The sequence below is a fragment of the Flagellimonas myxillae genome, from assembly GCF_023502235.1.
GTDB classification, from domain to species: Bacteria; Bacteroidota; Bacteroidia; order Flavobacteriales; family Flavobacteriaceae; genus Flagellimonas; species Flagellimonas myxillae.
On record NZ_JAMFLY010000003.1, the window covers coordinates 20,873 to 45,749 of the forward strand.

25 protein-coding genes and 1 pseudogene are annotated in these 24,877 nt (G+C 42.8%); 7 read left to right on the top strand and 19 right to left on the bottom strand.

What is annotated here, in order from left to right:
• Nucleotides 1-126 precede the first annotated feature (126 nt).
• The 3 genes from M3P07_RS12750 (at nucleotide 127) to M3P07_RS12760 (ending at nucleotide 2,221) form a co-directional block, all read left to right on the top strand.
• Nucleotides 127-975, top strand: coding sequence for a helix-turn-helix domain-containing protein (locus M3P07_RS12750; RefSeq protein WP_249970310.1), 849 nt, complete (start codon nucleotides 127-129; stop codon nucleotides 973-975).
• 280 nt (nucleotides 976-1,255) lie between these two features.
• Entirely contained in the window at nucleotides 1,256-1,801 is a 546-nt protein-coding gene (locus tag M3P07_RS12755; protein ID WP_249970311.1) for a carboxymuconolactone decarboxylase family protein, read from the top strand.
• Nucleotides 1,802-1,828: 27 nt separating this feature from the next.
• Nucleotides 1,829-2,221, top strand: a complete 393-nt coding sequence (locus M3P07_RS12760; protein WP_249970312.1) for a plastocyanin/azurin family copper-binding protein — start codon at nucleotides 1,829-1,831, stop codon at nucleotides 2,219-2,221.
• A 48-nt stretch (nucleotides 2,222-2,269) separates the two neighbouring features.
• On the opposite strand, the gene M3P07_RS12765 is transcribed toward M3P07_RS12760, so the two are convergent.
• Nucleotides 2,270-2,848 carry a TetR/AcrR family transcriptional regulator gene (locus tag M3P07_RS12765; RefSeq protein ID WP_249970313.1) on the bottom strand — a complete coding sequence of 193 codons (579 nt, stop codon included), beginning with the start codon at nucleotides 2,846-2,848 and terminating at the stop codon, nucleotides 2,270-2,272.
• 38 nt (nucleotides 2,849-2,886) lie between these two features.
• The gene (dinB, locus tag M3P07_RS12770; RefSeq protein WP_249970314.1) at nucleotides 2,887-3,987 is read right to left on the bottom strand and encodes a DNA polymerase IV; all 1,101 of its coding nucleotides are present in this window, start codon (nucleotides 3,985-3,987) and stop codon (nucleotides 2,887-2,889) included.
• Nucleotides 3,988-4,014: 27 nt separating this feature from the next.
• Between dinB and M3P07_RS12775 the strand changes: the two genes are divergently transcribed.
• The 3 genes from M3P07_RS12775 to M3P07_RS12785 are packed head-to-tail and all read left to right on the top strand — an operon-like array spanning nucleotide 4,015 to nucleotide 5,663.
• Complete coding sequence (locus tag M3P07_RS12775; RefSeq protein ID WP_249970315.1) at nucleotides 4,015-4,494, top strand: CYTH domain-containing protein; 480 nt, start codon at nucleotides 4,015-4,017, stop codon at nucleotides 4,492-4,494.
• Entirely contained in the window at nucleotides 4,482-4,976 is a 495-nt protein-coding gene (locus M3P07_RS12780) for a YciI family protein (protein ID WP_249970316.1), read from the top strand. Before M3P07_RS12775 ends, M3P07_RS12780 begins: the two co-directional genes overlap by 13 nt.
• A 15-nt stretch (nucleotides 4,977-4,991) precedes the next feature.
• A complete protein-coding gene (locus tag M3P07_RS12785; RefSeq protein ID WP_249970317.1) occupies nucleotides 4,992-5,663 on the top strand; it encodes a lysoplasmalogenase in 672 nt (223 codons plus the stop codon).
• Between the two features lie 7 nt (nucleotides 5,664-5,670).
• Here the strand turns inward: M3P07_RS12785 and M3P07_RS12790 are convergent.
• From M3P07_RS12790 to M3P07_RS12870, 17 genes and pseudogenes are all read right to left on the bottom strand, one after another.
• Nucleotides 5,671-6,966: pseudogene (locus M3P07_RS12790) on the bottom strand (M20 family metallo-hydrolase).
• A gap of 101 nt (nucleotides 6,967-7,067) precedes the next feature.
• On the bottom strand, nucleotides 7,068-7,556 hold the full coding sequence (locus M3P07_RS12795; protein ID WP_249970318.1) for a GyrI-like domain-containing protein: 489 nt from the start codon (nucleotides 7,554-7,556) through the stop codon (nucleotides 7,068-7,070).
• A gap of 8 nt (nucleotides 7,557-7,564) precedes the next feature.
• The gene (gene pheS / locus M3P07_RS12800) at nucleotides 7,565-8,584 is read right to left on the bottom strand and encodes a phenylalanine--tRNA ligase subunit alpha (RefSeq protein ID WP_249970319.1); all 1,020 of its coding nucleotides are present in this window, start codon (nucleotides 8,582-8,584) and stop codon (nucleotides 7,565-7,567) included.
• Complete coding sequence (locus M3P07_RS12805) at nucleotides 8,577-9,278, bottom strand: ceramidase (RefSeq protein ID WP_249970320.1); 702 nt, start codon at nucleotides 9,276-9,278, stop codon at nucleotides 8,577-8,579. Before M3P07_RS12805 ends, pheS begins: the two co-directional genes overlap by 8 nt.
• A 14-nt stretch (nucleotides 9,279-9,292) precedes the next feature.
• Nucleotides 9,293-11,152: a SulP family inorganic anion transporter gene (locus tag M3P07_RS12810; RefSeq protein ID WP_417952745.1), complete on the bottom strand. Its 1,860-nt coding sequence runs from the start codon at nucleotides 11,150-11,152 to the stop codon at nucleotides 9,293-9,295.
• 114 nt (nucleotides 11,153-11,266) lie between these two features.
• The gene (locus M3P07_RS12815) at nucleotides 11,267-11,893 is read right to left on the bottom strand and encodes a carbonic anhydrase family protein (protein WP_249970322.1); all 627 of its coding nucleotides are present in this window, start codon (nucleotides 11,891-11,893) and stop codon (nucleotides 11,267-11,269) included.
• Nucleotides 11,894-11,910: 17 nt separating this feature from the next.
• Nucleotides 11,911-12,729 (bottom strand): universal stress protein, encoded by an 819-nt coding sequence (locus tag M3P07_RS12820; protein WP_249970323.1) that lies wholly within the window; start codon nucleotides 12,727-12,729, stop codon nucleotides 11,911-11,913.
• Between the two features lie 12 nt (nucleotides 12,730-12,741).
• The gene (locus M3P07_RS12825) at nucleotides 12,742-14,334 is read right to left on the bottom strand and encodes a SulP family inorganic anion transporter (RefSeq protein WP_249970324.1); all 1,593 of its coding nucleotides are present in this window, start codon (nucleotides 14,332-14,334) and stop codon (nucleotides 12,742-12,744) included.
• A 78-nt stretch (nucleotides 14,335-14,412) separates the two neighbouring features.
• Nucleotides 14,413-14,721 carry a hypothetical protein gene (locus tag M3P07_RS12830; protein WP_249970325.1) on the bottom strand — a complete coding sequence of 103 codons (309 nt, stop codon included), beginning with the start codon at nucleotides 14,719-14,721 and terminating at the stop codon, nucleotides 14,413-14,415.
• A gap of 56 nt (nucleotides 14,722-14,777) precedes the next feature.
• Nucleotides 14,778-15,539: an SH3 domain-containing protein gene (locus tag M3P07_RS12835; protein ID WP_249970326.1), complete on the bottom strand. Its 762-nt coding sequence runs from the start codon at nucleotides 15,537-15,539 to the stop codon at nucleotides 14,778-14,780.
• Complete coding sequence (locus M3P07_RS12840) at nucleotides 15,536-17,314, bottom strand: BatD family protein (protein ID WP_249970327.1); 1,779 nt, start codon at nucleotides 17,312-17,314, stop codon at nucleotides 15,536-15,538. Before M3P07_RS12840 ends, M3P07_RS12835 begins: the two co-directional genes overlap by 4 nt.
• Complete coding sequence (locus M3P07_RS12845; RefSeq protein WP_249970328.1) at nucleotides 17,314-18,189, bottom strand: tetratricopeptide repeat protein; 876 nt, start codon at nucleotides 18,187-18,189, stop codon at nucleotides 17,314-17,316. Before M3P07_RS12845 ends, M3P07_RS12840 begins: the two co-directional genes overlap by 1 nt.
• On the bottom strand, nucleotides 18,182-19,228 hold the full coding sequence (locus M3P07_RS12850) for a VWA domain-containing protein (protein WP_249970329.1): 1,047 nt from the start codon (nucleotides 19,226-19,228) through the stop codon (nucleotides 18,182-18,184). Before M3P07_RS12850 ends, M3P07_RS12845 begins: the two co-directional genes overlap by 8 nt.
• A 3-nt stretch (nucleotides 19,229-19,231) precedes the next feature.
• A complete protein-coding gene (locus M3P07_RS12855; protein WP_249970330.1) occupies nucleotides 19,232-20,230 on the bottom strand; it encodes a vWA domain-containing protein in 999 nt (332 codons plus the stop codon).
• On the bottom strand, nucleotides 20,231-21,823 hold the full coding sequence (locus tag M3P07_RS12860) for a BatD family protein (RefSeq protein ID WP_417952749.1): 1,593 nt from the start codon (nucleotides 21,821-21,823) through the stop codon (nucleotides 20,231-20,233).
• A 71-nt stretch (nucleotides 21,824-21,894) separates the two neighbouring features.
• Entirely contained in the window at nucleotides 21,895-22,761 is an 867-nt protein-coding gene (locus tag M3P07_RS12865; RefSeq protein ID WP_249970332.1) for a DUF58 domain-containing protein, read from the bottom strand.
• Between the two features lie 85 nt (nucleotides 22,762-22,846).
• Entirely contained in the window at nucleotides 22,847-23,848 is a 1,002-nt protein-coding gene (locus tag M3P07_RS12870; protein ID WP_249970333.1) for an AAA family ATPase, read from the bottom strand.
• Nucleotides 23,849-24,004: 156 nt separating this feature from the next.
• On the opposite strand from M3P07_RS12870, the gene M3P07_RS12875 reads away from it, so the two are divergent.
• Nucleotides 24,005-24,877, top strand: a complete 873-nt coding sequence (locus M3P07_RS12875; RefSeq protein ID WP_249970334.1) for an aldo/keto reductase — start codon at nucleotides 24,005-24,007, stop codon at nucleotides 24,875-24,877.

A 24,877-nucleotide genomic window follows, 5' to 3' on the forward strand; every position in this document is an offset into this window, starting at 1 on the left:
ATTAACATTCTTGTTTAAACATTTGCCAAAATTGCGACGGTATTTGGCTGTAAGTATCAACAATATTTAAGGACTAAAGGGTTGAAAATTACCATATTTTCTTTTCAAAAGAGGACAGACCAAGCGATGAAATACGAGTATTCAGACCCAAAATTGGGTGCCATATTGGGCCTTACAAATGACATCCGAAGAGACAACGATCACTTTTCTTCTACAGCAAATACCATCAAGTTTTTATGGAATCGCAACGAGGAAACTTTAAATATTGAAGTGGACGGATTGGATTTGGCCTTGGAACCAAATCAAATGGTCACCGTGACTTATCTTCAGGAAGTTTCCTTTTCCAAAACACAATTACCGCTTTCTGCCGTCCTGTTCAATCGAGAATTCTATTGTATTGCAGACCACGATGCCGAAGTATCCTGTAATGGCATTTTGTTTTTTGGCACGCAAGATTTGCCGATCATCACCATTCCTAAGAACCAATTGAGGAAGTTTTATCTTTGGTACGATGTATTTGTTGAGGAATTTTCCACACCAGATAATATCCAGGGTGACATGCTCCAAATGTTGCTCAAGAGACTGATTATTATGAGTACCCGGCTTGCCAAGGAACAACTTATAGTTAAAACTTTGGACAATGCCCAAATAGATACCATTCGCAAATTCAATTATCTGGTGGATATCCATTATAAAACAAAGCGAAAGGTTAGCGACTATGCCGATATGTTGTTTAAATCGCCCAAGACCCTTTCCAATCTTTTTTCCATCTACAACCAAAAGACGCCCCAGCAGATCATTCTGGACCGATTGATGTTGGAAGCAAAACGCCTAATGCACTTTACTGAAAAACAAAACCAGGAAATTGCGTATGATCTGGGGTTCAACGACCCCGCCCATTTTAGTAGGTTTTTCAAAAAAATGACCAATATGAGCCCTTCCGAATACCGGGAAAACAGTGTTATCACTGCCTAAGGGAAATATTGGCAAGCGGTCGGGAAATCCCTCCTAACACCTTCCCTCTTTTTCGTCACATCTTTGCTTCGTAATTAAAAGAAAGGTAAAGATGAAATCACTTGAAAAATCAATTTTTAATCTCATAGAGATATTCAGGTCTGCCAAAAGACCAGCGCCCAAGTCGATTATTTCACCCGCCCATTGCGAGCAGAAATATCATCACGATTTCTATTGTGAAGCGGAAAAACCGTTTGTAAAGAATTTTTAATCCATATAACAAGTATCAAAATTTATAATCATGAGTAATTTTAATGTACCTAAGAGAGAAGAAGTAAGCAGTGCCAACCAGGCTATTTTTGACAATCTTGAAAAAGCGGTCGGCTTTGTGCCCAACCTATATGCGACCTATGCATATTCAGAAAATGCTTTGGGCAATTATTTAACCTTCGCCAACGCAAAGACCTCCTTAAAAGCAAAAGAAAAAGAAGCAGTTAACCTTGCTGTAAGTGAGGTAAACAGATGTGATTACTGTTTGTCCGCCCACACCGCAATTGGCAAAATGAACGGTTTTACCGAAGAGCAGATTTTGGAATTGAGAGCTGGTAGGGCCTCTTTTGACAACAAATTGGATGCTTTGGCCCGATTGGCAAGAAACATTACCGAAAACAGGGGAACAACCGATGCTGCCGTGCTTGAGAACTTTTTTGAGGCAGGGTGGAGCAAGGAAAATTTGATTGACACCATCGTTTTGGTGGGAGACAAGACCATTTCCAATTACATCAACAATACAACCCAAACCCCAATTGATTTTCCAGTGGCACAACCCTTGGAAGCAACAGTTTAATTCAAAACAAGAAAACAACAAATAACAATGAGAAAGACAATTTCAATTTTAGTAGTCGCCCTAGTAACTGTATTTTCTGTACAGGCACAGGACAAAATGAACAAAACCGAATCAGTTAAAACCATCGCTCTGGAGCAAACTTCCGGCGAGTTCACACAAAAGCAACTAACAGTTTCCGAAGGAACCTATGTTTTTGACATCGCCAATAACGGAGTGGGCCACGATGTAGGTTTTGTTTTGGTCAAAAAAGGACAAGATCTGAGCAAGCCAGAGAATCATATTCAAACGGCTTATGTGACCAAACCGGTTGCAACAGGAGCTTCGCAAACCTCCAAACCCACAAAACTCACAAAAGGGGAATATATATATTTCTGCCCATTGAATCCGACATCAACAGACAACGTTTTGACGGTGAAGTAGACGGCTTGATGTTTTGGAGTGAAAGCCTCTTCTGAAAAGAAGGGGCTTTTATTTTACCTGGGAATTGGCAAAAAGGGAGGGGGCCATGTTCTTGGCCATATAAATGGGCCAATCGTTTTTGAACAAATGACTTTCCGTGATGGCACTCTCGTACAAGAGGTAAATCCCACCAGAGATTTTTTCTATTTCCGCCTTGGACACATTGATAATGTTCTCGCCAACTACTTCCCCCAAATAGAGCAAAAGCTCTTTCTTGTTTTTTTGGATTACGCCTATGATCTTTTTTTGTGTGGGAGCGAGTTCACCAAATGTTTTTAGTCCCCAGCAACCTTGAAAATTTTCTTCCCGATAAAGGTCCCTGAGGTAATCAAAAATGGCCAAAAGTTGGTTTTTCCCTGCTTTGCGTTTGGACACAAAACTCTTTAGCGAATCCAAAAGTTGATCATGGCGCTGTTGCAGATAGGCGATGCAAATGTCCTCCTTGGATTTAAAATGGCTGTAAAGCGTAGCTTTGGCAATACCACATTTATCCACGATTTCATTGATGCCCGTGGAGTTATATCCATTCAGATAAAACAGATTACCAGCAGTGGTTATAATATGTTCATGTAATTCAGGACGTTGCACTGTTACAAATTAAGCAAGAATTGGGGTATGCATCAAATTTAAAATTCAAATTTTAATTGAACGGAAAAAGTTTCCTTTGGGGATTGCTCCTTTTTCTTCTCGGTATTTAGGTTAGCCAAGGAGATACCCAATAGCCTTACCGAGTTTTCCATCTTGGCTTGATATAACAATTCCTTGGCGGTTTCTAAAATGAGTTCCTTTTTCGACACAAAATAGGGTAGGGTCTTGCTTCTTGTTTGGAGGGTAAAGTCACTGTACTTGATTTTTAGGGTGATGGTCTTTCCAGCTATTTTCGATTTTTCCAACCGTCGTTCGAGCTCGGTGGCGATATGCTCCAACTTTTCCAACATAAAAATTTCACTGCTTAAGTTTTCACTGAAAGTGCGTTCAGCGCCTACAGATTTCGGAATCCTGTGTGGCTTGACCTCACTGGTATGGACTCCCCGGACCACATGGTAATAGTACCTGCCACTTTTTCCAAATTGCAGGTCCAAGAACTCCAGGGTTTTATCTTTGAGGTCTTTCCCGGTAAAAATCCCCAGCTTGTACATTTTTTCCGCTGTGACTTTTCCCACCCCATAGAACTTCCTGATGTCCAATTCCTCCAAAAAAGGAATAACCTCTTCTGGATTCACTGTTTTTTGTCCATTGGGTTTGTTGAAATCACTGGCCACTTTGGCAATGAACTTATTAATGGAAATCCCTGCCGAAGCTGTTAGTCCGACCTTATCCAAAATTTTTGCACGGATTTCTTTGGCAATCAGGGTTGCGGACGGATTTCCCTTCTTATTCTCGGTAACATCCAAATACGCCTCGTCCAACGATAGGGGCTCCACAAGATCCGTGTATTCAAAGAAGATTTCCCTTATCTGTTTGGAAACCTCTTGGTAGCGGTCAAAACGGGGCCTAACGAAGATAAGGTCAGGGCAATTTTTTTTGGCAATATATCCGGCCATGGCACTCCTTACCCCAAACTTTCTGGCTTCATAACTCGCTGCTGAAACCACGCCGCGCTTGGAGCCTCCACCCACAGCAATCGGCTTTCCTTTGAGGTCTGGATTGTCCCGCTGCTCCACCGATGCATAGAAAGCATCCATGTCCACATGAATTATTTTTCGTAAAGGGAAATCCATCTCCATACCCAAATTTAGGCTATATTTAGTTTGATGGAACACTTGGAAATCGAACGAAAGTTTTTAGTTAGATCAGCGCATTATAAGCAACAGGCAAATTCCAAATTACGGATTGTCCAAGGGTTCCTAAATACAGCCCCAGAGCGTACGGTACGGGTTCGGATAAAGGGAGATAAGGGTTTTTTAACCGTAAAGGGGGCAAGTAATACCTCAGGAACCACCCGATTTGAATGGGAGACCGAAATTACGGTCTCCGAAGCCACCAATTTGATAGATCTATGCGAGGAGGTTATTCTTGAAAAATACAGGTACCGGATCAATTTTGGAAACCACGTTTTCGAAGTAGATGAATTTTTGGGGGAGAATAGGGGACTTGTAGTAGCCGAAGTGGAATTGCAACATGAAGATGAGATTTTTGAGAAGCCCGAATGGTTGGGCACCGAAGTAACCGGAGAGGTGAAGTATTACAATTCACAACTATCTAAAAAACCGTATAGCTTATGGAAAGATTAAAATTACTTTTTTGTGGATTCTCAATCTTGCTTTTGGCTTGTGGACCGCAACAAACGGAAAAGCAGACATCGCAGGAGGAGGTAGCACAAAAACCAACTTTCAAGGAAATCAAGGGAAAATTGAAGGCAGAGGGCTATCAAACCTTCGATTATGTTGATGCGGAAACCAAGGACAGTATTTTGATGCAACAGTACTTTATGGCATTTTTAAAGAGTGGACCTGTAAGGTCGCAGTCCAAAAAAGTAACGGACAGTCTTCAAACCTTGCATTTGGCCCATCTTAAACGCATGTACGATGATGGCTATGCCAGTATCTCCGGACCTTTCGGGGATGATGGAGAAATACGGGGGATCACCATCTACAATGTGCCCACGTTACAAATGGCCGACAGCTTGGCCAATTTGGACCCCATGGTCAAAGCAGGTAGATTGGTCATTGAAGTACACCCTTGGTGGGCGGCCAAGGGCCTTCCACTACGATAAAGTAAAAAAGGCAAAATGGGAAACAAAATGGTGCCTAGGACAATCAATATCTTGGTATTTTTTTCTGCCTGCATTGCCATTGCTGCAGATTTTTGGGATAAAGAACCACTCTTCAAGATTTTTAAACCATTGACCACTATCCTTGTGACAGGCCTTTTGTTTTTTGGCCAAAACCAAAAATTGACGAAGTTCAAGACTATGGTCATCACTGCCTTGTTTTTCTGTTTGGTGGGCGACATTTTGTTGCTAGAGGAAAACTGGTTCGTATTTGGCCTTGGGGCGTTCTTAATAGCTCATCTGCTTTTTGCTTACGGCTTTGTGGTGTTGGAAGGATTTTACTCCAATTGGAAATCGCTCCTGGCTTTTTTAGGCTTGGGAATTTCCATACTATTTTGGTTAAAACCCGACTTGGGGAGTCTGGAGCTGCCCGTTACCATTTACATTTTTGTAATCATCTTCATGGCTTGGCAAGGGACCGGGCTTTTTCTCAAAGAGAAAAAAAATGCATATGCCCTTATTGCAATTGCCGTCATGCTATTTATGTTTTCCGATACCATGATTGCGGTCAACAAATTCAAAGCTCCCTTTAAATGGTCCGGATTGGTAATATTGAGCACCTATTGGCTGAGCATTGCGCTTATCGCCAACGGAACATTTTTAAGATTGAAGGAAGAGGGAACAACTTAAGAATTGATCAATCCAGTTTTTTGTCCAACGCAAGAATGGCATGAAGCAGAACATTCGCCCCATTGGCCATATCTTCTGCTGAGGTAAATTCCTTAGGGGAGTGGCTAATTCCACCCTTACTCGGGACGAAAATCATTCCGGTAGGTGCAATATGGGCCATATCTTGGGCATCGTGTCCAGCTCCGCTGGGCATATACTTAAAAGTGAGCCCTTAATTTTGCACAACTCCCTCTATTTCTTTTTGAATTGAAGGGTCTGTAAGGGCTGGGTCGGCAGTCGTATCCAATGGGATAAACTCGATATTGACGTTAGATTGCGTGCTTATCTCCTGTGCCTTGGCATGAATGGCATTGAAAACCTGTTCAATTATGGCAGAAGACAGGTCTCGAATTTCAAGACTGGCCACAACTTTTCCAGGAATTACATTGGGAGCTCCAGGTTCGGCCCTTATTCTACCTACGGTCCCTACTTGGGCGCCTTCAAAACTGTTGGTCACCTCATTCACGTCAACCACGAATTTGGCCGCAGCCAAAAGGGCGTCCTGTCTGGAATCCATCGGGGTAGTGCCAGCATGGTTGGCAAATCCGGTGAAAACCACATCCCACCATTTCAATCCAACAATACCTTCCACAATACCGATATCCCGATTTTCTTTTTCCAGGATGGCACCTTGTTCTATATGAAGTTCCAAAAAGGCCGCCATGGCGTTTTTCTTTCGAATTACCTGTTTTATCCGGGAAGTATCCCCGCCCAATCGCATGATTCCCTCGCCCATATCATATCCTGTGGAATTTACGACCTGGAAAGCTTTTTTGCTCAAATGTCCAGACATGGCACGGCTTCCCATAACGCCACCTTCTTCGTTCGAAAATACAATTACCTCTAATGGATGTTTGGTTTTGATATTGTTTTCATTCAATACTTCAATAACTTCCAAGGCAGCCATCGAACCCACACAACCATCATAATTTCCGCCATTGGGTACCCGATCTGTATGGGAGCCAAAAGAAATGGGCTTGGCATCCTTTTCTTTTCCTTTTCTGAGTCCCAGGATGTTTCCGGCATAGTCGATGGAAACGGTAAGTCCTAGTTCTTCCATGATTTTTACCACCCATTTTCGAGATGCAATATCAGCATCACTAAAAGCCACACGTTCGGTTTCGCCATTTTCCTGAAGCCCGAATTGAGCCAAATCCATGATTCGTTTTTCAAGACGCTCTTGGTTTACGCTTGGATTTTTATGTTGTGCTTGCAGGTTGCCAGTTAAACAGCAAAATATGAATAGGGCAGACAGTGCTCGCATAATTTTCCAGTTTTGGTTAGTCCTTTTGGCTCGAAGTATTACGAAACCTAAATATAACCATAAAACCGGCGAAAAAATCTAAGTCGTTGAAAGATTGAAGGTTACTTTAAGGTTGGATTGGTTTGTATTGGAATCCAAATCTCTTCCTCCGAATTGGGATCATTGTTTTTGTACCGACTTCCCAAAACTTCAAAATGTGGTCTGTTGTCCAATTGGTAACCCGAGTTTGGTAACCATTCCGTAAAAATATGTTGGAATATGGAATTGTCGGTACTGGAACCTTTATAGTAAAAAACGGCATATAAACCCTTGGGCAGGACAAACGGGTACATTTCAGCTGGAATATTGTCGTGGTTTGCCACCTCTACAGTGGCCCATTTTTCAAATATCGCAGCTGGGTTGAAACTCGCAAAATAGGCCGTATCATAAAGCTGCATTGAAATAAAATCCGAAGATACCCTGTCTTTGATTTGATCGGCCTTCTTTTTGAACTTGCTCCAAAGCTCAAAGGTCCTATTATTGGCCAAGCTCATGGTTAGATGCATGCCCACAAGCTTTTTCCCAGGGAATTCCACGATTTTGGGTTCCATTTTTCTGCTTAAAGGGAACTTTTGAATTGCTCCAAAAACCGAATGTCGTTTTCACTCAATAAGCGAATGTCGGAAATTTGATGAAGCAGCAGTGCAATTCGGTCGATTCCCATTCCAAAGGCAAATCCGGAGTAAACTTCAGGGTCTATATTGCAGTTCTGTAATACATTGGGATCTACCATGCCACAGCCCATAATTTCCAACCATCCCGTACCCTTGGTCATCCGATAATCGGTCTCGGTTTCCAAGCCCCAATACACATCAACTTCGGCACTTGGTTCGGTGAACGGAAAATAGGAGGGTCTAAGTCTAATTTTGGACTTGCCGAACATTTCCGAGGTAAAATATTGCAAGGTTTGTTTCAAATCCGCGAAGGAAACATTTTTATCCACGTATAGCCCCTCCACTTGATGAAAGAAGCAGTGCGAACGGGCCGATATCGCCTCGTTTCGGTATACCCTGCCAGGGGAAATGGTTCGAATGGGCGGTTGGTTGTTTTCCATATAACGTACCTGCACGCTCGAAGTGTGGGTGCGGAGCAAAATATCGGGATCGGTTTGAATAAAGAAGGTATCCTGCATGTCCCTTGCCGGATGGTACTCGGGAAGGTTCAAAGCGGTAAAGTTGTGCCAATCGTCCTCTATTTCCGGTCCCTCAGAAACATTGAATCCAATTCTGGAGAAGATGTCTATAATCTGGTTTTTGACTATGGAAATAGGGTGGCGCGCACCAAGTTGGACAGGTTCTCCCGGGCGGGTCAGGTCTCCGAACTTGCCCGAAGTTTCCGCTTGGTTTTCCAGCGCGGTCTTTAAGCCGTTTACCTTGTCGGTAGCAGCGGTTTTTAATTGGTTGATGACTTGTCCGAACTCTTTTTTCTGCTCGTTCGGGACATTCTTAAATTCTGCAAAAAAGGAATTTAAAAGGCCCTTTTTCCCAAGGTATTTAATTCGAAATGCCTCAATTTCATCTTTTGATGTCGAAGTGAAACCTTCCACTTCCACCAAATGTTCCTTTATGGTCTCAATCATCTTTGACGGCGGTATTGGCCGACAAATTTAACAAATTGTCCTTGAATATATAGGCAATAAGAAAATGTACCGCAACACCTCCCAAGAAATGCCATAACCAATGGGTGCCCATTGGCAAAATAGATTGGGTGAGATCTACAGTTCTAAAATATACGGCGAGCCCAAAAATCAGAAATGTCAAAACCACGAGAATACCATTTTTCCAAGCAGTCTTATATAAGTACCATAGCAAGGGCAATAGCACGGTAAGGGCGGTGATCACATATCCCAATGAAATCCGAAGTCCGTTGGGAATGGGAAGTGTACGAAGCCCCATGTACATTCCAAGGAAAATGATGACCAGGAGAATCCTTGACAACCAGGATGATGTTATTTTATAAACAAAATAGAGCACCAAAGTAAGGCAAAGGAACATGATGGGCATCCAGTCCAGTCGAAGCCAAAACTCGTGGCTGCGTGTGGCATGAAACATTGTGCCGCCAACCCAGCTAAAAGCAATGATGGGCAGTACCCAGGCCAAAAATAGATGCTCCTTTGGATTTTTGTACACCTTCATTCCCCAGTAGACCACAAGAACGATAAAGATGAGGTTGCTGAAGGTGTTAAAGGGCTCCACAGGAAACCGCCCTTGAACGGTTTCCAGATAAATGGGCCCTGAGTCGTTGGGAAACTTGATGAACGGAATCAAAGACATTCCGGAAGGTTATGTTAGGAACTAACCGTATCCTTCACATTTTCCTTGATCCAGGCAAGGCATTCCTTGAAATCTTCGAAGATACTTTCCCGTGGAATCAAATCTGGGATAATATCAATACGTTCCATCATATATTTTGGCTGATCTAGAATACCCACGAACATGACGTTGATGTCCTTTTTCTTAAGATCCTGCAGCACATCTTCCATGGCATACAATCCGGACTGATCCATATACTGCATGCGATCCAATCGTATAACCACATTGCTCGCGGTATCTGGAATCTGTTCCGCCAATTGTTGAAAATCACTTGTGGAACCGAAGAAAAGAGGGCCTTTAATGTGTTTGATGAATACTTCTTCCCTTAATTTGGCAGGGAAGTCCTTTTCATCCTCCCAAGCTTCTTCCTTCAAAGGTTTTACATCGGAACGTGTGGCCGTAAGGTCCCCAATTTTCTTCATGAACATCAAGGAAGCGATAACCAATCCAATACCCACGGCATAGACCAAATTCCATACGGAAGATAGAATCAGAACCACCAACATGATGATGACCTCCGAACTAAGTTTTAACGGACCGAGTTTAATATCCTTTGGCAGATATGGAATGGCCTTTAAACCTTTGTAATCCATTACACCGATACCAACGGTTACCAAAATCCCCGCCAATACTGCAGCTGGAATCTGCGATGCCACCGGCCCAAGGGCCAAGAGAATCACCAATAAAAGCAATCCAGCAATCATACCGGACAAGCGGGTCTTACCTCCAGAGTTGATATTCACTACAGTTCTAATGGTAGCACCAGCTCCTGGAATCCCTCCGAACATCGCAGCAATACTGTTACCAATACCTTGTCCCACCAATTCTTTGTTTGGTTTGTGCTTGGTTTGTGTCATATTATCCGCAACCACGGAGGTCAGCAAGGAATCTATGGCACCCAATAGGGATAGGGTCAGTGCCGTGAAAATGTATGGTGTTAACGAGGCTAACTTAAACTGGGTAAAGATATCCATTCGCAATATGGGTAGTCCCTCTGGAATTTTTTCAATAGGGCGATAGCCCCACCCTAGTGCATAGGCAAGCCCAGAGACCACAATTAGTGCAACCAAGGTACTAGGTACAGCCGTGGTGATTCTTTTAAAGCCATAAATGATAAAGATGGTTGCCAAGGCCAACCCTAATTCCAACCAATTAACGTTCTGAAGGGCACGGGGTAGAACCTTGATAGTTCCCAAAACCCCAGATGCATCTTTAGCGGCCAGTGTTTTGGCCTCCTTTTGCATATCTTCCTGTGTAATCTTATTGGCCCTTTTAATAGTTTCCTCGAAATCTTCCAGCACGAGGATACCTTCACCGGCCTCTTCCTTAAGGATGTTTTCCAATATTTCCTCTTCGGCGGCAGCCTTAAACTGGCTTACATACTCTTCATCTTCTTTTGGGTAGTAACCTACAGCCGGCAGAATTTGGGTCACCAAAATAATTACACCAATCGCTGTCATGAATCCTGAGACCACAGGATATGGGATGTATTTGATATACTTTCCCAAACCAATGAGTCCCAATCCAATTTGCATGAGACCTGCTAGTAGGAAAACTGCTAAGATAATGGGTAGTGCTTTGTTCACATCCCCATCGTGAACGGCCATGATTCCCCCAATAATCACCATACTCACAGCGGTCATAGGAGCGGTAGGCCCTGATATCTGTGTGTTGGTGCCTCCAAAAAGGGCAGCAAAAAAACTTATGAAGATGGCGCCATATAAACCGGCGCTCGGGCCTAACCCGGAACTCACACCAAAAGCCAATGCTAGTGGAAGGGCGACAATACCTGCGGTGATACCCCCAAAAAGGTCACCTCTAAAATGCTTGAACATACCTGACAATTGATTAGGTGTTGATTATGTTCGTTAAGATAGCAAATTTTAAAAACTAAAAAAGGCCAATGAAATGTTAACACTGGCCTTTTGTTATTTGGATGGAACCAAATGCTACATATAACTCACTTTTCCATCAGAGATATTGTACATGGCTCCGACAATCGAAATTTCACCATTATCCTCCATTTCCTTTAGGACAGGACTTTGGTTTCTGATGTTATCGATGGTCAATTGTACATTGGTCTCGGCAACTGAATTTACAAAATCCAAGTTTTTGGAAGTTCGTTCTGCCGCATCAGCTGGTTCGGTCACTGCGTTTACAGCCGGCTTGATCTTGCTTAAAAGCTCGGTAAGATTACCCATTTTGGCATCGTCGCAAGCACCTTTAACCGCTCCACAAGCCGTATGTCCCAAAACCACAATGATCTTGGTCCCTGCCAACTTACAGGCAAACTCCATGCTACCGAGAATATCCTCGTTTACAATGTTTCCGGCCACACGCGCACTGAAAATATCCCCAACTCCTTGGTCAAATACCAACTCTGCTGATACTCGGGAATCAATGCAGCTTAAGATGGTTGCAAAAGGATATTGCCCAGAGGCAGTTTGCCCTACTTGCTCCATTAGATCGCGATTAGCTTGGTTCTTATCTACAAAACGCTTGTTTCCTTCTTTTAAAAGTTCTAGGGCGCTCTGTGGTGTTATTGCCGCTTGGGCTTCTTGAGTAAGTGCTTTCATAATAGTACTATAAATCGTTAGTTTAATGAGTTATTAAATTTCGTTTTGTGCTTCCCAGCCAAGAGAAAAGGTACATTAAATTTACCAATTACATTCTTAACATTGATGTTCGCTTTGGCCGCATCTTCCAAATCCATAAACAACACATCAACATTTGTCCGGCTTAGGTAAGTGGACATGTTGTTGATCGCATTGTCCTGAGGCTCAAAAGCGTATTCCACCACAGGAAGGTCGATTTGCTTTTCTTCAGAGGATTCAGTTGTTCGATTTGCGATTTTAAAGGATTTTAAGGGCTGCGAACTTTGTTTCAGCAGTTCCTCCAACAATCCGATTTTCACGGATTCCTTTGTCCCGTTCAGTACACCCAACGAAAGCTCCTTGTTATTGGAGATCATCTGCTCGTGGGAGGCAATCATCACCAAGCCATCAAAAGTTGACATTACATGTTTTGTAATGCTGCTACTCAACAATTTTATTGGAGTGGATTTTCGCTGGCCCAAGACAATGATATCTGGGCGTAACTCTTGAATTTGCTTGTTGATTTCCTCCTTAACATTACCCACTTTAAAAGCGGTATTGAAAGTCATTCCAAACTCCTCCCCAATCGGGTCTACCAAATGCTTAATGCGTTTTTTGGTTGAGGTGTATGTTTCGTTTATTGATCGTACTGCGGACAACTGGTTGTCCTGTTTTACTACCACCAAAGGCTGCTTTACATGCAGTAGGGAAATTTCCCCACCGATCATTTTGGCCAAACTAGCCGTATTCTTCAAAATGTTTTCTGATGTTTTCTTCAGGTCCGAAAGGACTAAAATTCTGTAATTCTTATTTTCCATGATTGATGTTTTTTAATTTAAGCTTAAACTTGATTTTGGGCGGGTTCTAAAGAACTCGATAAAACTGGTGGGGTTTTCTTCAACCCCGCGTTTGGATACCAATTGAATATCGATATTCCGTTCCTTGGCCTTAAAGGCAAAATCTTCAAGAATTTCGATGATGTCATTGTCAAGGTACCTTGTCTTCAATAGGTTCAACTCCAAATAGGTGTCATTTGGAAGACTGTCCAATTCCTTAAGAATGGCCCCTTTGTTAAAGAAGGTTACTTCCTCCGCAAGGGTCATTTTAATTCTGTGCTTCCCATTGCTTTTGTCTTCAATGTGAAGGAAATGGGAGTTTTGGTAGCTCTTCAACAAAATGACCACGATTCCTACCATTAGCCCCAATCCAATTCCAATCAACAGGTCTGTAAATACAATACCAAACACAGTAACCACAAAGGGTACAAATTGTTTCCAGCCAAGCTCGTACATTTTCTTGAACAAGGCGGGTTTCGCCAGCTTATATCCTACGATGAACAATATGGCAGCCAAGACTGACAAAGGAATCATATTCAACAATCGAGGAATAAGTATTACCGAAATCAATAGGAAGAAACCATGAATTATGGCAGAAGCCTTGGATCTACCACCCGACTGGATGTTTGCTGAACTTCTTACAATTACCTGGGTTACCGGCAAACCACCTAATAGACCAGAAATACTGTTGCCCACTCCCTGAGCCATAAGTTCCTTGTTTGTGGGTGTAGTTCTTTTCAGTGGGTCTAGTTTATCGGTAGCCTCTACACATAGCAGGGTTTCCAAACTCGCTACCAGGGCGATGGTAAACGCGGTAATCCACACTTCAGAATTTCCTATCACTCCGAAATTGGGGAAGCTCAACAAGGTTCCCAAAGACTCAACACTTTCTGGAATAGGAACGCTTACCAGAAGCTTATCAGAAATTGCAAAAGTTGGATTGTCCTTCGTAAAAACGAAATAAAGAATTCCGAGCACCACGGCTACCAATGGCCCTTGAACCAATTGGAAAACCTTGGATTTTTTACTTAGTACTTTATCCCAGAGCAGGAGAATTGCCAAAGCCACAAGAGCGATGATAGTTGCCCCTGGACTTATGTAATTAAGGGAGTTGATGATTTCGGTAAAGGTATTTTCCCCATCTACCTGAAAGAATGCAAAGTTCCCTTCGGTGTTTTCACTATACCCAAAGAAATGTGGAATTTGCTTTAGAATAATGATGATACCGATACCAGTAAGCATTCCCTTGATCACAGAAGATGGGAAATAATAGGCGATAACACCCGCTTTAAGAATACTGAAAAGGATTTGGATCAAACCTCCGAGCACAACGGCAACCAAAAAGTTCTCAAATCCTCCCAAGGTGCCTATGGCCGTTAGAACAATTGCGGCCAAACCTGCCGCGGGGCCACTAACCCCGACGTGGGAGCCACTCAAGGAACCTACAACGATTCCTCCAATTATACCAGCAATCAAGCCCGAAAATAAGGGCGCTCCACTGGCTAGTGCAATACCCAAACAAAGGGGTAATGCAACAAAAAATACTACGATACTTGCAGGCAAGTCGCTTTTAATATGTTTAAACATGAATACAATAGTTATAGCCTCCGCTATTTGTTTTTAGGTTGGAGGCGGTTAGAAATTGATAAATAAAACGCTGAAAGTTTAAACCAATTTCTCTGGGGGAGGGAGCAGTATCTCGGTCATTACATCCGAATGCATACACAGATTTTCCGTGTCTTCGGCCTTGATATTTAGACCCAAAAAATTGTTGGTAAGTGATTCCGAATTCAAGAACAAATCCTTTTCACCCAACTTTTTTTCCGATTCTTTGTCCTTGCTCTTTTCTTCTTCAGATGAATCCAAAAAAACGGCAATGGGACAATCTTTATCAATCAAAGGAACTATTGAAGGCGCCAATATGGAAAATATCAGCAAAAAACAGATTAAGGGATGCGCTAGGGCCTTCAACATTTGGGATCTTTTGGGCAAAAATAAAACTCAGACCTTATTTTTCTGTTAATTAATGTTTAAAAATCCTTCAATAACCTTAAATCTTCTGCGGGAATCCATCCGGTCTGCCCATCGGCAATCCTTATTTTCTTCCATTCATTCAGTTGGTCCAATACATTCACCTTAGTGCCCTCGTGAAGTGTAAAGACCGCTTCACTGGTATTGTTTGGCTCTGAATTGATCCTTACTTCTGGACTAAATACGATTGCAGGGTTGTCGTTGTTGAATTCTTGATATTGTAAATAGGCAAGCAAAACACAGCATACTCCCAAAATCAAGCTAAAAATGCTGGAAATAAAAGCGATTCTTTTTTGACTTGCAGGACGCAAAAAGAAATAGGCTAAATATGCTAGTACAAAAACAATCATGAGGGCAACGGCAATGTTGGCCCATTGGTCGAAGGAGAAAAAGTTAACCACAGCTTCGTAAATCTGTGCAATTTCGGTTTTGGGCATTTCTTCTACGGCATCGAGCCTCATGTTCTGGGCATAGCCTAAATTGTTCAGGATTTCACGATCATTTGGTTTTAAGAGCAGGGCCTTTTCATAATACAGGATACTTGGGCCAATCGCATTCAATTTGTAATGACAGTTACCCAGGTTAAAATAAAGCTCTGCGGAATGCTCCCCATTTTCCAGGATTTTCTCGTAGTTTCCAATGGCTTTAGTATACTCCCCTTTATTGTAAAACTCTGTTGCTTGATTGAAAAGAGCACTATTTTGGGCTTTGCCAAAGAAGGCGGACAATACAAAAACTATGGTCAATAGGGTATTTCTCATAACTGTTTGTCCATTTTGGAAATTACTTCACTGGCCTTCTCATAATCGTTCTGCATTTGCACGTCGGAAAATGGACTATACCGGGCCATTTCACAATTTCCGAGCAAACCAATAAAGCCGTCTATATAGGTTGGGTCGACGCTCTTTTCTGTTAGGATGGACGTTATTTTTTCCTTGCTGAATTCGGAAGTCTCAATTTTTAATTTGGCCTTTAAATAATTGTGCAGGCCTTTTTCCAAGGCAACATAAAAGGCTTCTTTGTTCCCCAACTCCTTTTTGGCAGTGGACAAATATTTTCTTGCCAATCTGTTGGCCTGTTTAATTTTGTTGCCGACCACATCGCTGGCAATCGCCTCCCTTTTCTTAAAGGAGAAGACTGCAATCGGAATCAGCAATAATGGACCCAATAGCATGAGGTAAAACCTATTGGACCCAAAGAAATAATTTGCCCCTATTTTGCTGAGGTTGGGACTCAATTTTATAAAATGAAACTGCTTGCCCGTTGGCACGACCAATTGCCTATTGGGAGAAGAGCTCAACAGGTTATTGTCTGTTCCTAAGGGGCCTTCCAGTACTTCTATATTGATTTCTTCAGAGTTCAATGTCACGTACTTTTCCGTTTTTGGGTTGAAGTAACTGAATGAAATACTGGGAATTGGATATTTACCGCGATATGAAGGTACAATGGTGTAATTATTGGCCACTTTACCTTCCATGCCCGTGCTTATGGTTCTGACTTTTTCGTCAAATTCCGGTTCGTACACCTCCAAGGCACTTGGCAATTCCGGTTCCGGGAGTTGGAAGAGTTTTAGGTTCCCTTTTCCTGAAACTTCTACTCGGGCTTGAAGCGATTCCGAGGCATTAAGTTCTTGTTTGCTGGTGCTCACAGAAAAATCAAAGTCCCCAACAGCTCCGCCAAAATTTGCGGGTTTGCCCGCTTCGGGCAGGGACTTTACATTAAGGGTTCGCCTACCAGCAGATACCGTTTTTGTAGTCTGCGTATAGATTCGGCCCCCAAAGAAATCCCTTCTGTTGGTAGGTACGTCAACATAGATTTCCAAAGCCAAGGGCTCAATGTCCAATTTCCCTGATTTTTGGGGATAAAGCACCACCTTTTTTAGCACCACAGATAGGTAAGGCTTACCATTATAGGTGGCGTTTTTCGGTTTGGGTTTGGAGACATCAATTTCCTGACTCCAGAAGTTATTGTAGGTGGGATTGTCCAGGGAACGGTAATTGGTCACCCTTATGGAATGCCCTACGTAAAGTTTGTATACAACGGTAACGGCTTCATTGAGAAAAGGGCTTCCGTCGGATACTTCGGCCACTAAATGTAGGCTCTCGTCGGCAACATCATCCACGGTTTTTTGGTCGTTGGGTTTATCAACTGCCGCAGTGACCTCTACCGTTTTTGGAAGCGTTTTATAGGTTTCCCCGTCAATTTCTATAGTGGCTTGCTTTATATTGAACCTACCCCGGGCCGTGGGAACCAAAACATAGGAATAGGTTTTGGAAAAGCTTCTTTTTCCATTCACCCATGATGAACTGATGGATTGGGATGGTCCCATTACGACTTTAAATCCGTCAAAGGCCGGAGGGTTAAAATTATCGCCATCCTTGTTCATGGTGAACTCTACCCGTAAACGCTCGTTGATGCCCAGTTTTTCCTTGCTCAGGTTCATGGCAAAGGAAACTTCTTCTTGAGCCATAAGAGAAGCTCCCAAGAATATGGGCATGTAGAGAAACAATAGGAAAGACCACCGTCTACTTTTCATCACCAATCTTTCTCGTTTTTGATTTTTTTGCCCTTCACTTTTTTCGCCTCCATCTTCTCCTGGACTTTTTTCTCCTCGTTTTGCATGGCCTCTAACAGATTTTGAATCTGCTGTTTGGAAAGTTGATTGGGTCGAGGTTGTTGCTTTTGTTCCTCGGGTTCGTCCCCTTCATCGGGTTTTTGCTCTTGTTCCTTCTTTTTGTCCCCATCACCTTCAGCATTTTCTTCAGGCTTGTTTTCGCCATTTTCACCCTCATCCCCTTGATCTTTGTTCTCATCCTCATTTTGTTCCCCTTCATTGTCCTTGTCGTTCTCCCCCTCGTTATTCTGATCTTGGTTCTTATCCTTTTGGTCTTGTTGATCTTGTTGGTCCTGGTTGTCCTGGTTTTGATCGTTGTTTTGGTCGTCTTGCTGGTCTTCCATCATTTTTTTGGCAAGGGCCAAATTATAACGGGTTTCTTCGTCATTAGGATTATTTCTCAAAGCCTCTTTATAAGCTTCTACGGCCTTTTGGTATTCCTTGTTCTTCATGAACACATTGCCCATGTTATGGAAAGCCTTATGTTTTCCTGGCTTTTCCTTGGACTTTTCCCCAGCTTGTTTAAACCGTCCAAAAGCTTCTTCAAAACTTTCACGGTTGTAATATGCGGTACCGAGATTGAATGGTGCGACGGTATTATCGGAGCTTTTGGAAATGGCTTTTCTGTATTCGCCTTCCGCAGCGATAAAGTCGTTAGTGGTAAGTTCCTTGTTTGCTTCCCAAGTTAAATCCGTGGATGCTTGAAGGGCTTTTTCGGCAGCTTTTTCAGCCTCTTCCTGTCCATGGCCCCAAACCGTAACGAGCAGGACACCAAACATCAATCTTATCTTATGCATCGTCATGTTCATTAAAAAGATTTAGTTTTTTCAACCATTTGGTTTTTCTGTCCAACAAGAAAACGTCCAAAAATAAAAATAAAAGCCCTAAGCCCAAGAACCACTGAAACTGGTCCTTGTATTCGGCAAACTGCTTGGCCTCGAACTCTTTTTTGTCCATTTGGTACAATTGTTCCTTAATGTATTCCACGGCATTTTCCGTGTTGGAACCATCTATATATTCTCCATTCCCTTCCCGGGCAATTTCGGAAAGTACAGCTTCATTCAATTTGGTGATAACCACCTCACCTTTATTGTCTTTTTTCAAGCCCTCTATTATGCCATTTCTTTTCAGCGGGATGGGAGCTCCCTTTGGTTTTCCTACTCCAATGGTGAAAATGCGAATACCATTTTGTGTGGCTTCATCCACCGCTTCGATAGTGGATCGTTCGGAGTGATCCTCCCCGTCCGAGACAATGAACAATACCCTGTTGGTCTGTTCCTCATCGTTGTAGTAGGTACTTGCCAAATCGATGGCAGCATTTATGGCAGTTCCTTGCGAGGACAACATATTGGTGTTCATGCTCTGAAGGAACATTTTGGCGGCACCATAATCCGTAGTAATGGGCAATTGTGGATAAGCTTGTCCGGCATAAGCGATTATTCCGATGCGATCACTTGCCAATTGGTTGATAATCTCGGAAACCAACCTTTTTGATTTTTCCAAGCGGTTGGGAGCGATATCCTCGGCCAGCATACTTTTAGAGACATCGACAGCAAAGACAATGTCTACCCCTTCGCGCTTTACCGTTTCTAATTTGGTTCCAATTTTAGGGTTTACCAGTCCGAGAATCAGAAAAGTCAAGCCCAACAGGAGAAATATCAGTTTTAATGCGGACTTAAAATTTGAGCGATTGGGAGCCAATTTTCGTAATAAGCTGGGATCCGCAAATTGGCGCTGGGTCCTTTTTTTCCATACTTGAAGGAAAAAGAAAGCCACAACCATTACCGGAATAATGGCCAACAGATAGAAATATGCTTTTTCGTCAAGTTGAATCATGGATTAAATAAAACTTTTAAAAATGGAGTTTCGCAATGCCCACTCCAACAGCAATAAAATACCCGCCAAAAATATCAAGGGGCGGTACCTTTCATCATATTTATAATACTTGAACTCCTCTACCTCGGTTTTTTCAAGCTTGTTGATTTCGTCGTAAATCTCTTCCAACTTTTCGTTGTCGGTAGCACGGAAATATTCCCCTCCGGTAACCTTGGCAATTTCCTTCAATAAGGCTTCATCAATTTCAACTTGTCGCATACCGTACCTAAACGTGCCATCCCTGTTATAAGAAACAGGTGAAAGGGCATTTCCGTTGGTTCCCAGACCTATGGTATACGTTTTTATACCAAACTCTGCAGCAAGGTCGGCAGCGGTTTGGGGTTCTATAAAACCAGAATTGTTCACCCCATCCGTCAACAGAATAATAACCTTGCTAATGGCTTTGCTCTCCTTTAATCGGTTTACTGAAGTGGCCAAGCCCATGCCAATGGCGGTTCCATCTTCCAAATCGCCATAGGAGATTTCCCTAAGGGCATTCAACACAATGGTTTTATCGCTAGTAATTGGGGTTTTGGTATAACTTTCGCCGGCATATCCCACCAAACCAATTCGGTCGTTGGGACGTTTTTTAATGAATTCCCCGGCTACCTCCCGAAGGGCAGTAAGCCTATTGGGTTTTAGGTCGCGGGCCAACATACTTGATGATACATCTATGGCCATAACAATGTCTATCCCCTTTGTGGTCTTGGTTCTCGTGGAGATGTCCTCGATTTGGGGCCTGGCCAAGGCCGTTATTATGGAAGCCAAAGCCAATAATCGCAGCGCAATGAGCACCGGCCTTAATTTGGAGGCCAAGCTACCAATGGTGAACCCTTTAATGCTGGAAATTTTCAGGGAGGCCACCTCTTCCCTATGTTTGAACAGGTACCACAGCAAAGCCACCGGAAGCACCAGTAGCAACCAGAAAAATTGTGGGTTCGCGAATTCGATATTATCAAACATTTATACCTGTGTTTTTACGTCTAAGGAGTTTAACATCCGATTTACAATTTGCTCCGCATAGGAATCTCCCTTTTCGTGATATATGATCACTTGTTGAACAAAGCCCTTTCCTCCAAAACACAGAATCGTATAATCGATTCTGGAAGACTTTTTGGTCAAAGGATGTTCAAACGACCCTGTACCATAAGTTTTGATGCCCGCTACTCCGGATTTTGTATTGAACTCATCGGTTTTGGTCAACATATTTTTTACCCCCATGCTTTCGAACTGGGCCAAATTTGCCTCTATTACAGCCTCAAAATCAGGGTCAATTGCTTCTTTATAGGTAGTGGAATTGGTTGAGACCGAGAATAGGCCGTTGACCTTTCCGTTTATAAAGGTTTGATGCGATTTTATGACCTCGGCGGCCTTTTCGGGGAGTTCCACCTCTTGCCGGATCAGTACTTCTGGGGTTTCTATTTCTATGGGCGGGTATCCGTACGAACTTGCAATCCATTCCCCTTCCAAAAGTTCCTTGGTCGGATGGCCCAATACGGTATCCTTAACCTCTTTAAAGCCATAATAAGCAACGGAAAAAGCCCCACCTAAAACGATAAGCCCGGCAAATATGGCCGCGGCCAAGTAGATGCGTTTTCGCTGTCTTTTCTTGGCGAGCTCCATCTGATATTCTTCGGTGAGCAATAAATCTTCTTCCGTGGGTTCGGGGAGGGCATCATGGGTCTTAACCACGATTTGTTCTACCAATTTGCGATCCTCTTCAGCTACAGAAGTGGACGGTTTGGACTTGGCAAACTTCACCAAATCTGCAGTTTGGAGTATTTTTTGGAATTGGACGATGGTTTCATGCTCCAAGTTGAGTTCTCCGGCGTCCTTAAGCATTTCCAATTTGGAAATCAATTGGGCGGTGGTGCTTTCCAAAGCGGAAACATGCACATCTTCCTCGAGATACGAGCGAACAATGTCCGTTAATTCGGAGTAATATTTTTTGTATTCATCCTGGATGAGGTATCTGGAATTCTCCAGTTTCTTTAATTCCAGCAATGCCCTGTCGTAGGGTGGCAATAAGGCCACTTTTTCCTCTTCGGTCAATGGTTTTTTTCTAAAATAGAACCAATAGACCAGGCCACCGATAATTAAAAGAGCGAGAACTATCCCAAGAATTGTAAACCATAATTTGGCATAGCTTTTTTCCACTTCAATGAGTGGCTTAATATCGTACATCTTCTGTTTGGTGGTATCCACCACCACATCGGCCACCTTAATATTGAAAGAGTCGGTGAAAAAAGGTTGTTCGTTGATAGCAATACGCTGGGGAGGAATGGTATAGGCGCCACTATCAAATTGGGTGAGCGCATAAATCTGTTGAAGGATTACCCTATTGTTATTCTTAACCGTGTCCTGCATGATCGCCTCCACTTTTTCCAAAGGTGAAAAAGTCTGGCCCTCCGGAAAATGAACCACATTCAAGGAATCTGTTTCTACGGTAATGGTGTATTTTATTTGTTCCCCAATTTTGATTCCCGTGGTGTCAATTTCGGCGGTTACCTTGGAGGTAGCTTGTGAAAACCCAAATATGGGAACCATAAATATCATAAGGTAGCCTAGTCCTTGGATTAGCAACGACCTATTTCTATTTTCTATGTTCTTCCCTCTATTCGCCTGCATTATCCTCTTCTTTTAAAATAGCCCAAGAGCTTTTTCACATAGCTTTCATCTACACGGCAATTGATCACCCCGCTACCTGATTTTGTAAAGGAGTCCAAGAAGTAATCCACCTTCTCTCTGTGGAAAACGCTGTAGGCATCACGAACCCTTTTTGATCGTGTGTTCACCAATTGAAGTGCTCCAGTTTCGGCATCCTGCATTTGCACCATCCCTAAATTAGGTATGGATTCTTCTTTGGCATCATATACCCGGATTCCGGTAACATCATGTTTGTTGCCCACAATGCGAAGCGTATTGTCGTACGCATCTGCAATAAAGTCGGATAGTACAAAAACAATGGCTTTCTTCTTCATTACATTAGTGAGGAACTTTAGGGCTTCAGCAATATTGGTCTCGCTGCTTTTTGGTGTAAATTCCAACAACTCCCGAATAATCCTGAGCACATGGCTTTTCCCTTTTTTTGGAGGGATAAAGAGTTCCACATCATCAGAAAATAGGATCAGTCCCACCTTGTCATTGTTTTGTAGGGCAGAGAATGCCAGTGTTGCGGAAATCTCAGTGATAACTTCCTTTTTAAACTGGTTGGCTGTCCCAAACAGTTCGGAGCCGCTTACATCCACCATAAGCATCATCGTAAGTTCCCTTTCTTCCTCGAACACCTTTACATAGGGTTCGTTGTAACGGGCGGTCACATTCCAATCAATGGTCCTTACATCATCCCCAAATTGATACTGGCGAACTTCACTGAAAGTCATCCCCCTACCTTTAAAGGTAGAATGGTATTCCCCACCAAAAATATGGTCGGAAAGACGCCGGGTCTTGATCTCAATTTTCCGTACTTTTTTAAGTAGTTCTTTCGTATCCATCTATAAGCAAACCGTGTTTAGCTCTCAGGTTAAGGTGATGGTAAGTTGTTGTGTTGAAGTTGCCTTATTGCACTAAAGTGCCTGTTTAAGGAACTTCTACCTCGTTGACAATCTTGTTAATGATTTCCTCGGAAGTGATGTTCTCAGCTTCAGCTTCGTAGGTAATACCTATACGATGCCTTAGTACGTCGTGAACAACGGCCCTTACATCTTCAGGTACTACATACCCCCTTCTTTTGATAAAGGCGTAGCATTTGGAAGCGTTGGCCAAATTGATACTTCCCCTTGGAGAAGCTCCAAAACTGATAAGGGGCTTAAGGTTTTCAAGATTGTATTTTTCCGGATAACGTGTGGCGAACACTAAATCCAAGATGTATTTTTCAATTTTTTCATCCATGTACACCTCCCTAACAGCTTTTTGTGCACTCAAAATCTGTTTTATGGAAACCACAGGTTTTACTTCTTCAGTGGAACCCTTTAGATTTTGTCTGATGATCAGCTGCTCCTCGTTTAGTTTGGGATAATCGATGACGGTCTTTAGCATAAAACGGTCCACCTGTGCTTCAGGTAGCGGGTAGGTTCCCTCTTGCTCAACCGGGTTTTGTGTAGCCATTACCAAAAAGGGAGCATCCAATTTAAAGGTTTCGTCCCCAATGGTGACTTGCTTTTCCTGCATTGCTTCCAGTAGGGCTGATTGCACTTTGGCAGGGGCCCTGTTGATCTCATCCGCCAAAACGAAATTGGCAAAAATGGGACCTTTTTTAATGGAAAAATCATTTTCCTTGATGTTATAGATCAAGGTACCCACCACATCGGCAGGTAAAAGGTCGGGGGTAAACTGTATTCTACTAAAACTTCCCTTTACCGCTTTGGAGAGTGTATTGATAGCCAGGGTCTTTGCAAGTCCTGGAACCCCTTCGAGTAGGATATGCCCTTGGCCCAAAAGGCCGATAAGCAATCTTTCCACCATGTGTTTTTGGCCAACTATGGCCTTGTTCATCTCTTGGGTGAGCAAATCAATAAAAGCACTTTCCTGGGCAATTTTCTCATTCACAGCACTAATATCCATAGTAGTGTTTTCTTCCATATAAACTCTTATTGTTAGATATTTATGTCAATTTTTTTCTTGAAGTGCAAAATGAAAATTAATTTAAAATCCATCTGTTAATTAATGGTTAAAAAAATCCGTGAAACCCCAGTTTTATGAAGGTTTTAAGGGTTTAATTTTATACTTTCACTTGCTATGCCCGGTAAGGAATATTTTTCCAAAGTTATTGTAGGAACCATGACATGGGGGAGTTGGGGAAAACAACTTTCAAAACATGGGATGATAGCATTGACGGAGCATTGTCTGGATAATGGGCTTTGTACGTTTGATCATGCGGATATTTACGGGGATTATTCTACTGAAGCTGAATTTGGGAAGGCATTCGCCGAGAGCAATATAGATAGGTCCAAAATCCAGCTGATTACCAAGTGCGGAATCCAGATGACTTCGGGGAGGGACAACCGTCGGAAGCATTACGATTATAGAAAGGAGTACATTGTTTGGTCTGCAGAGGAATCGCTCCGCAAACTAAAGACAGATTACTTGGATTTGTTCCTTTTACATCGCCCTAGCCCTCTTTTGGATCCGGCGGAAGTAGCGGAAGCAATCCATTCATTATTGGAAAGTGGTAAGATCAGGCACTTTGGGGTTTCCAATTTTACCCCATCGCAGATTGCCATGCTGGACAAGTTTATTTCGGTGGAGGCCAACCAGGTGGAATTTTCACTGACCCACTTGCACCCGATGTATGACGGCACCTTTGACGATTGTGTGGCAAATCAACGGATAGCAATGTCGTGGAGTCCCTTGGGGAATGTATACCGGGAAGACAATCCGCAAACCAGCGGAATCAAGGAAATATTATCGCAGTTAGGAAAAAAATATGGGGTCGATGATAGTCAACTCCTGTTGGCTTGGATGCTAAAACATCCAGCTTGCCCTAGACCAGTTATAGGAACTACAACCAAAGAAAGAATAAGCGCTTCGGCCAAGGCGATCCATATTGAACTGGAACTACAAGATTGGTTTGCCCTTTTGGAAGCAAGTCAAGGACGGGAAGTGCTTTAA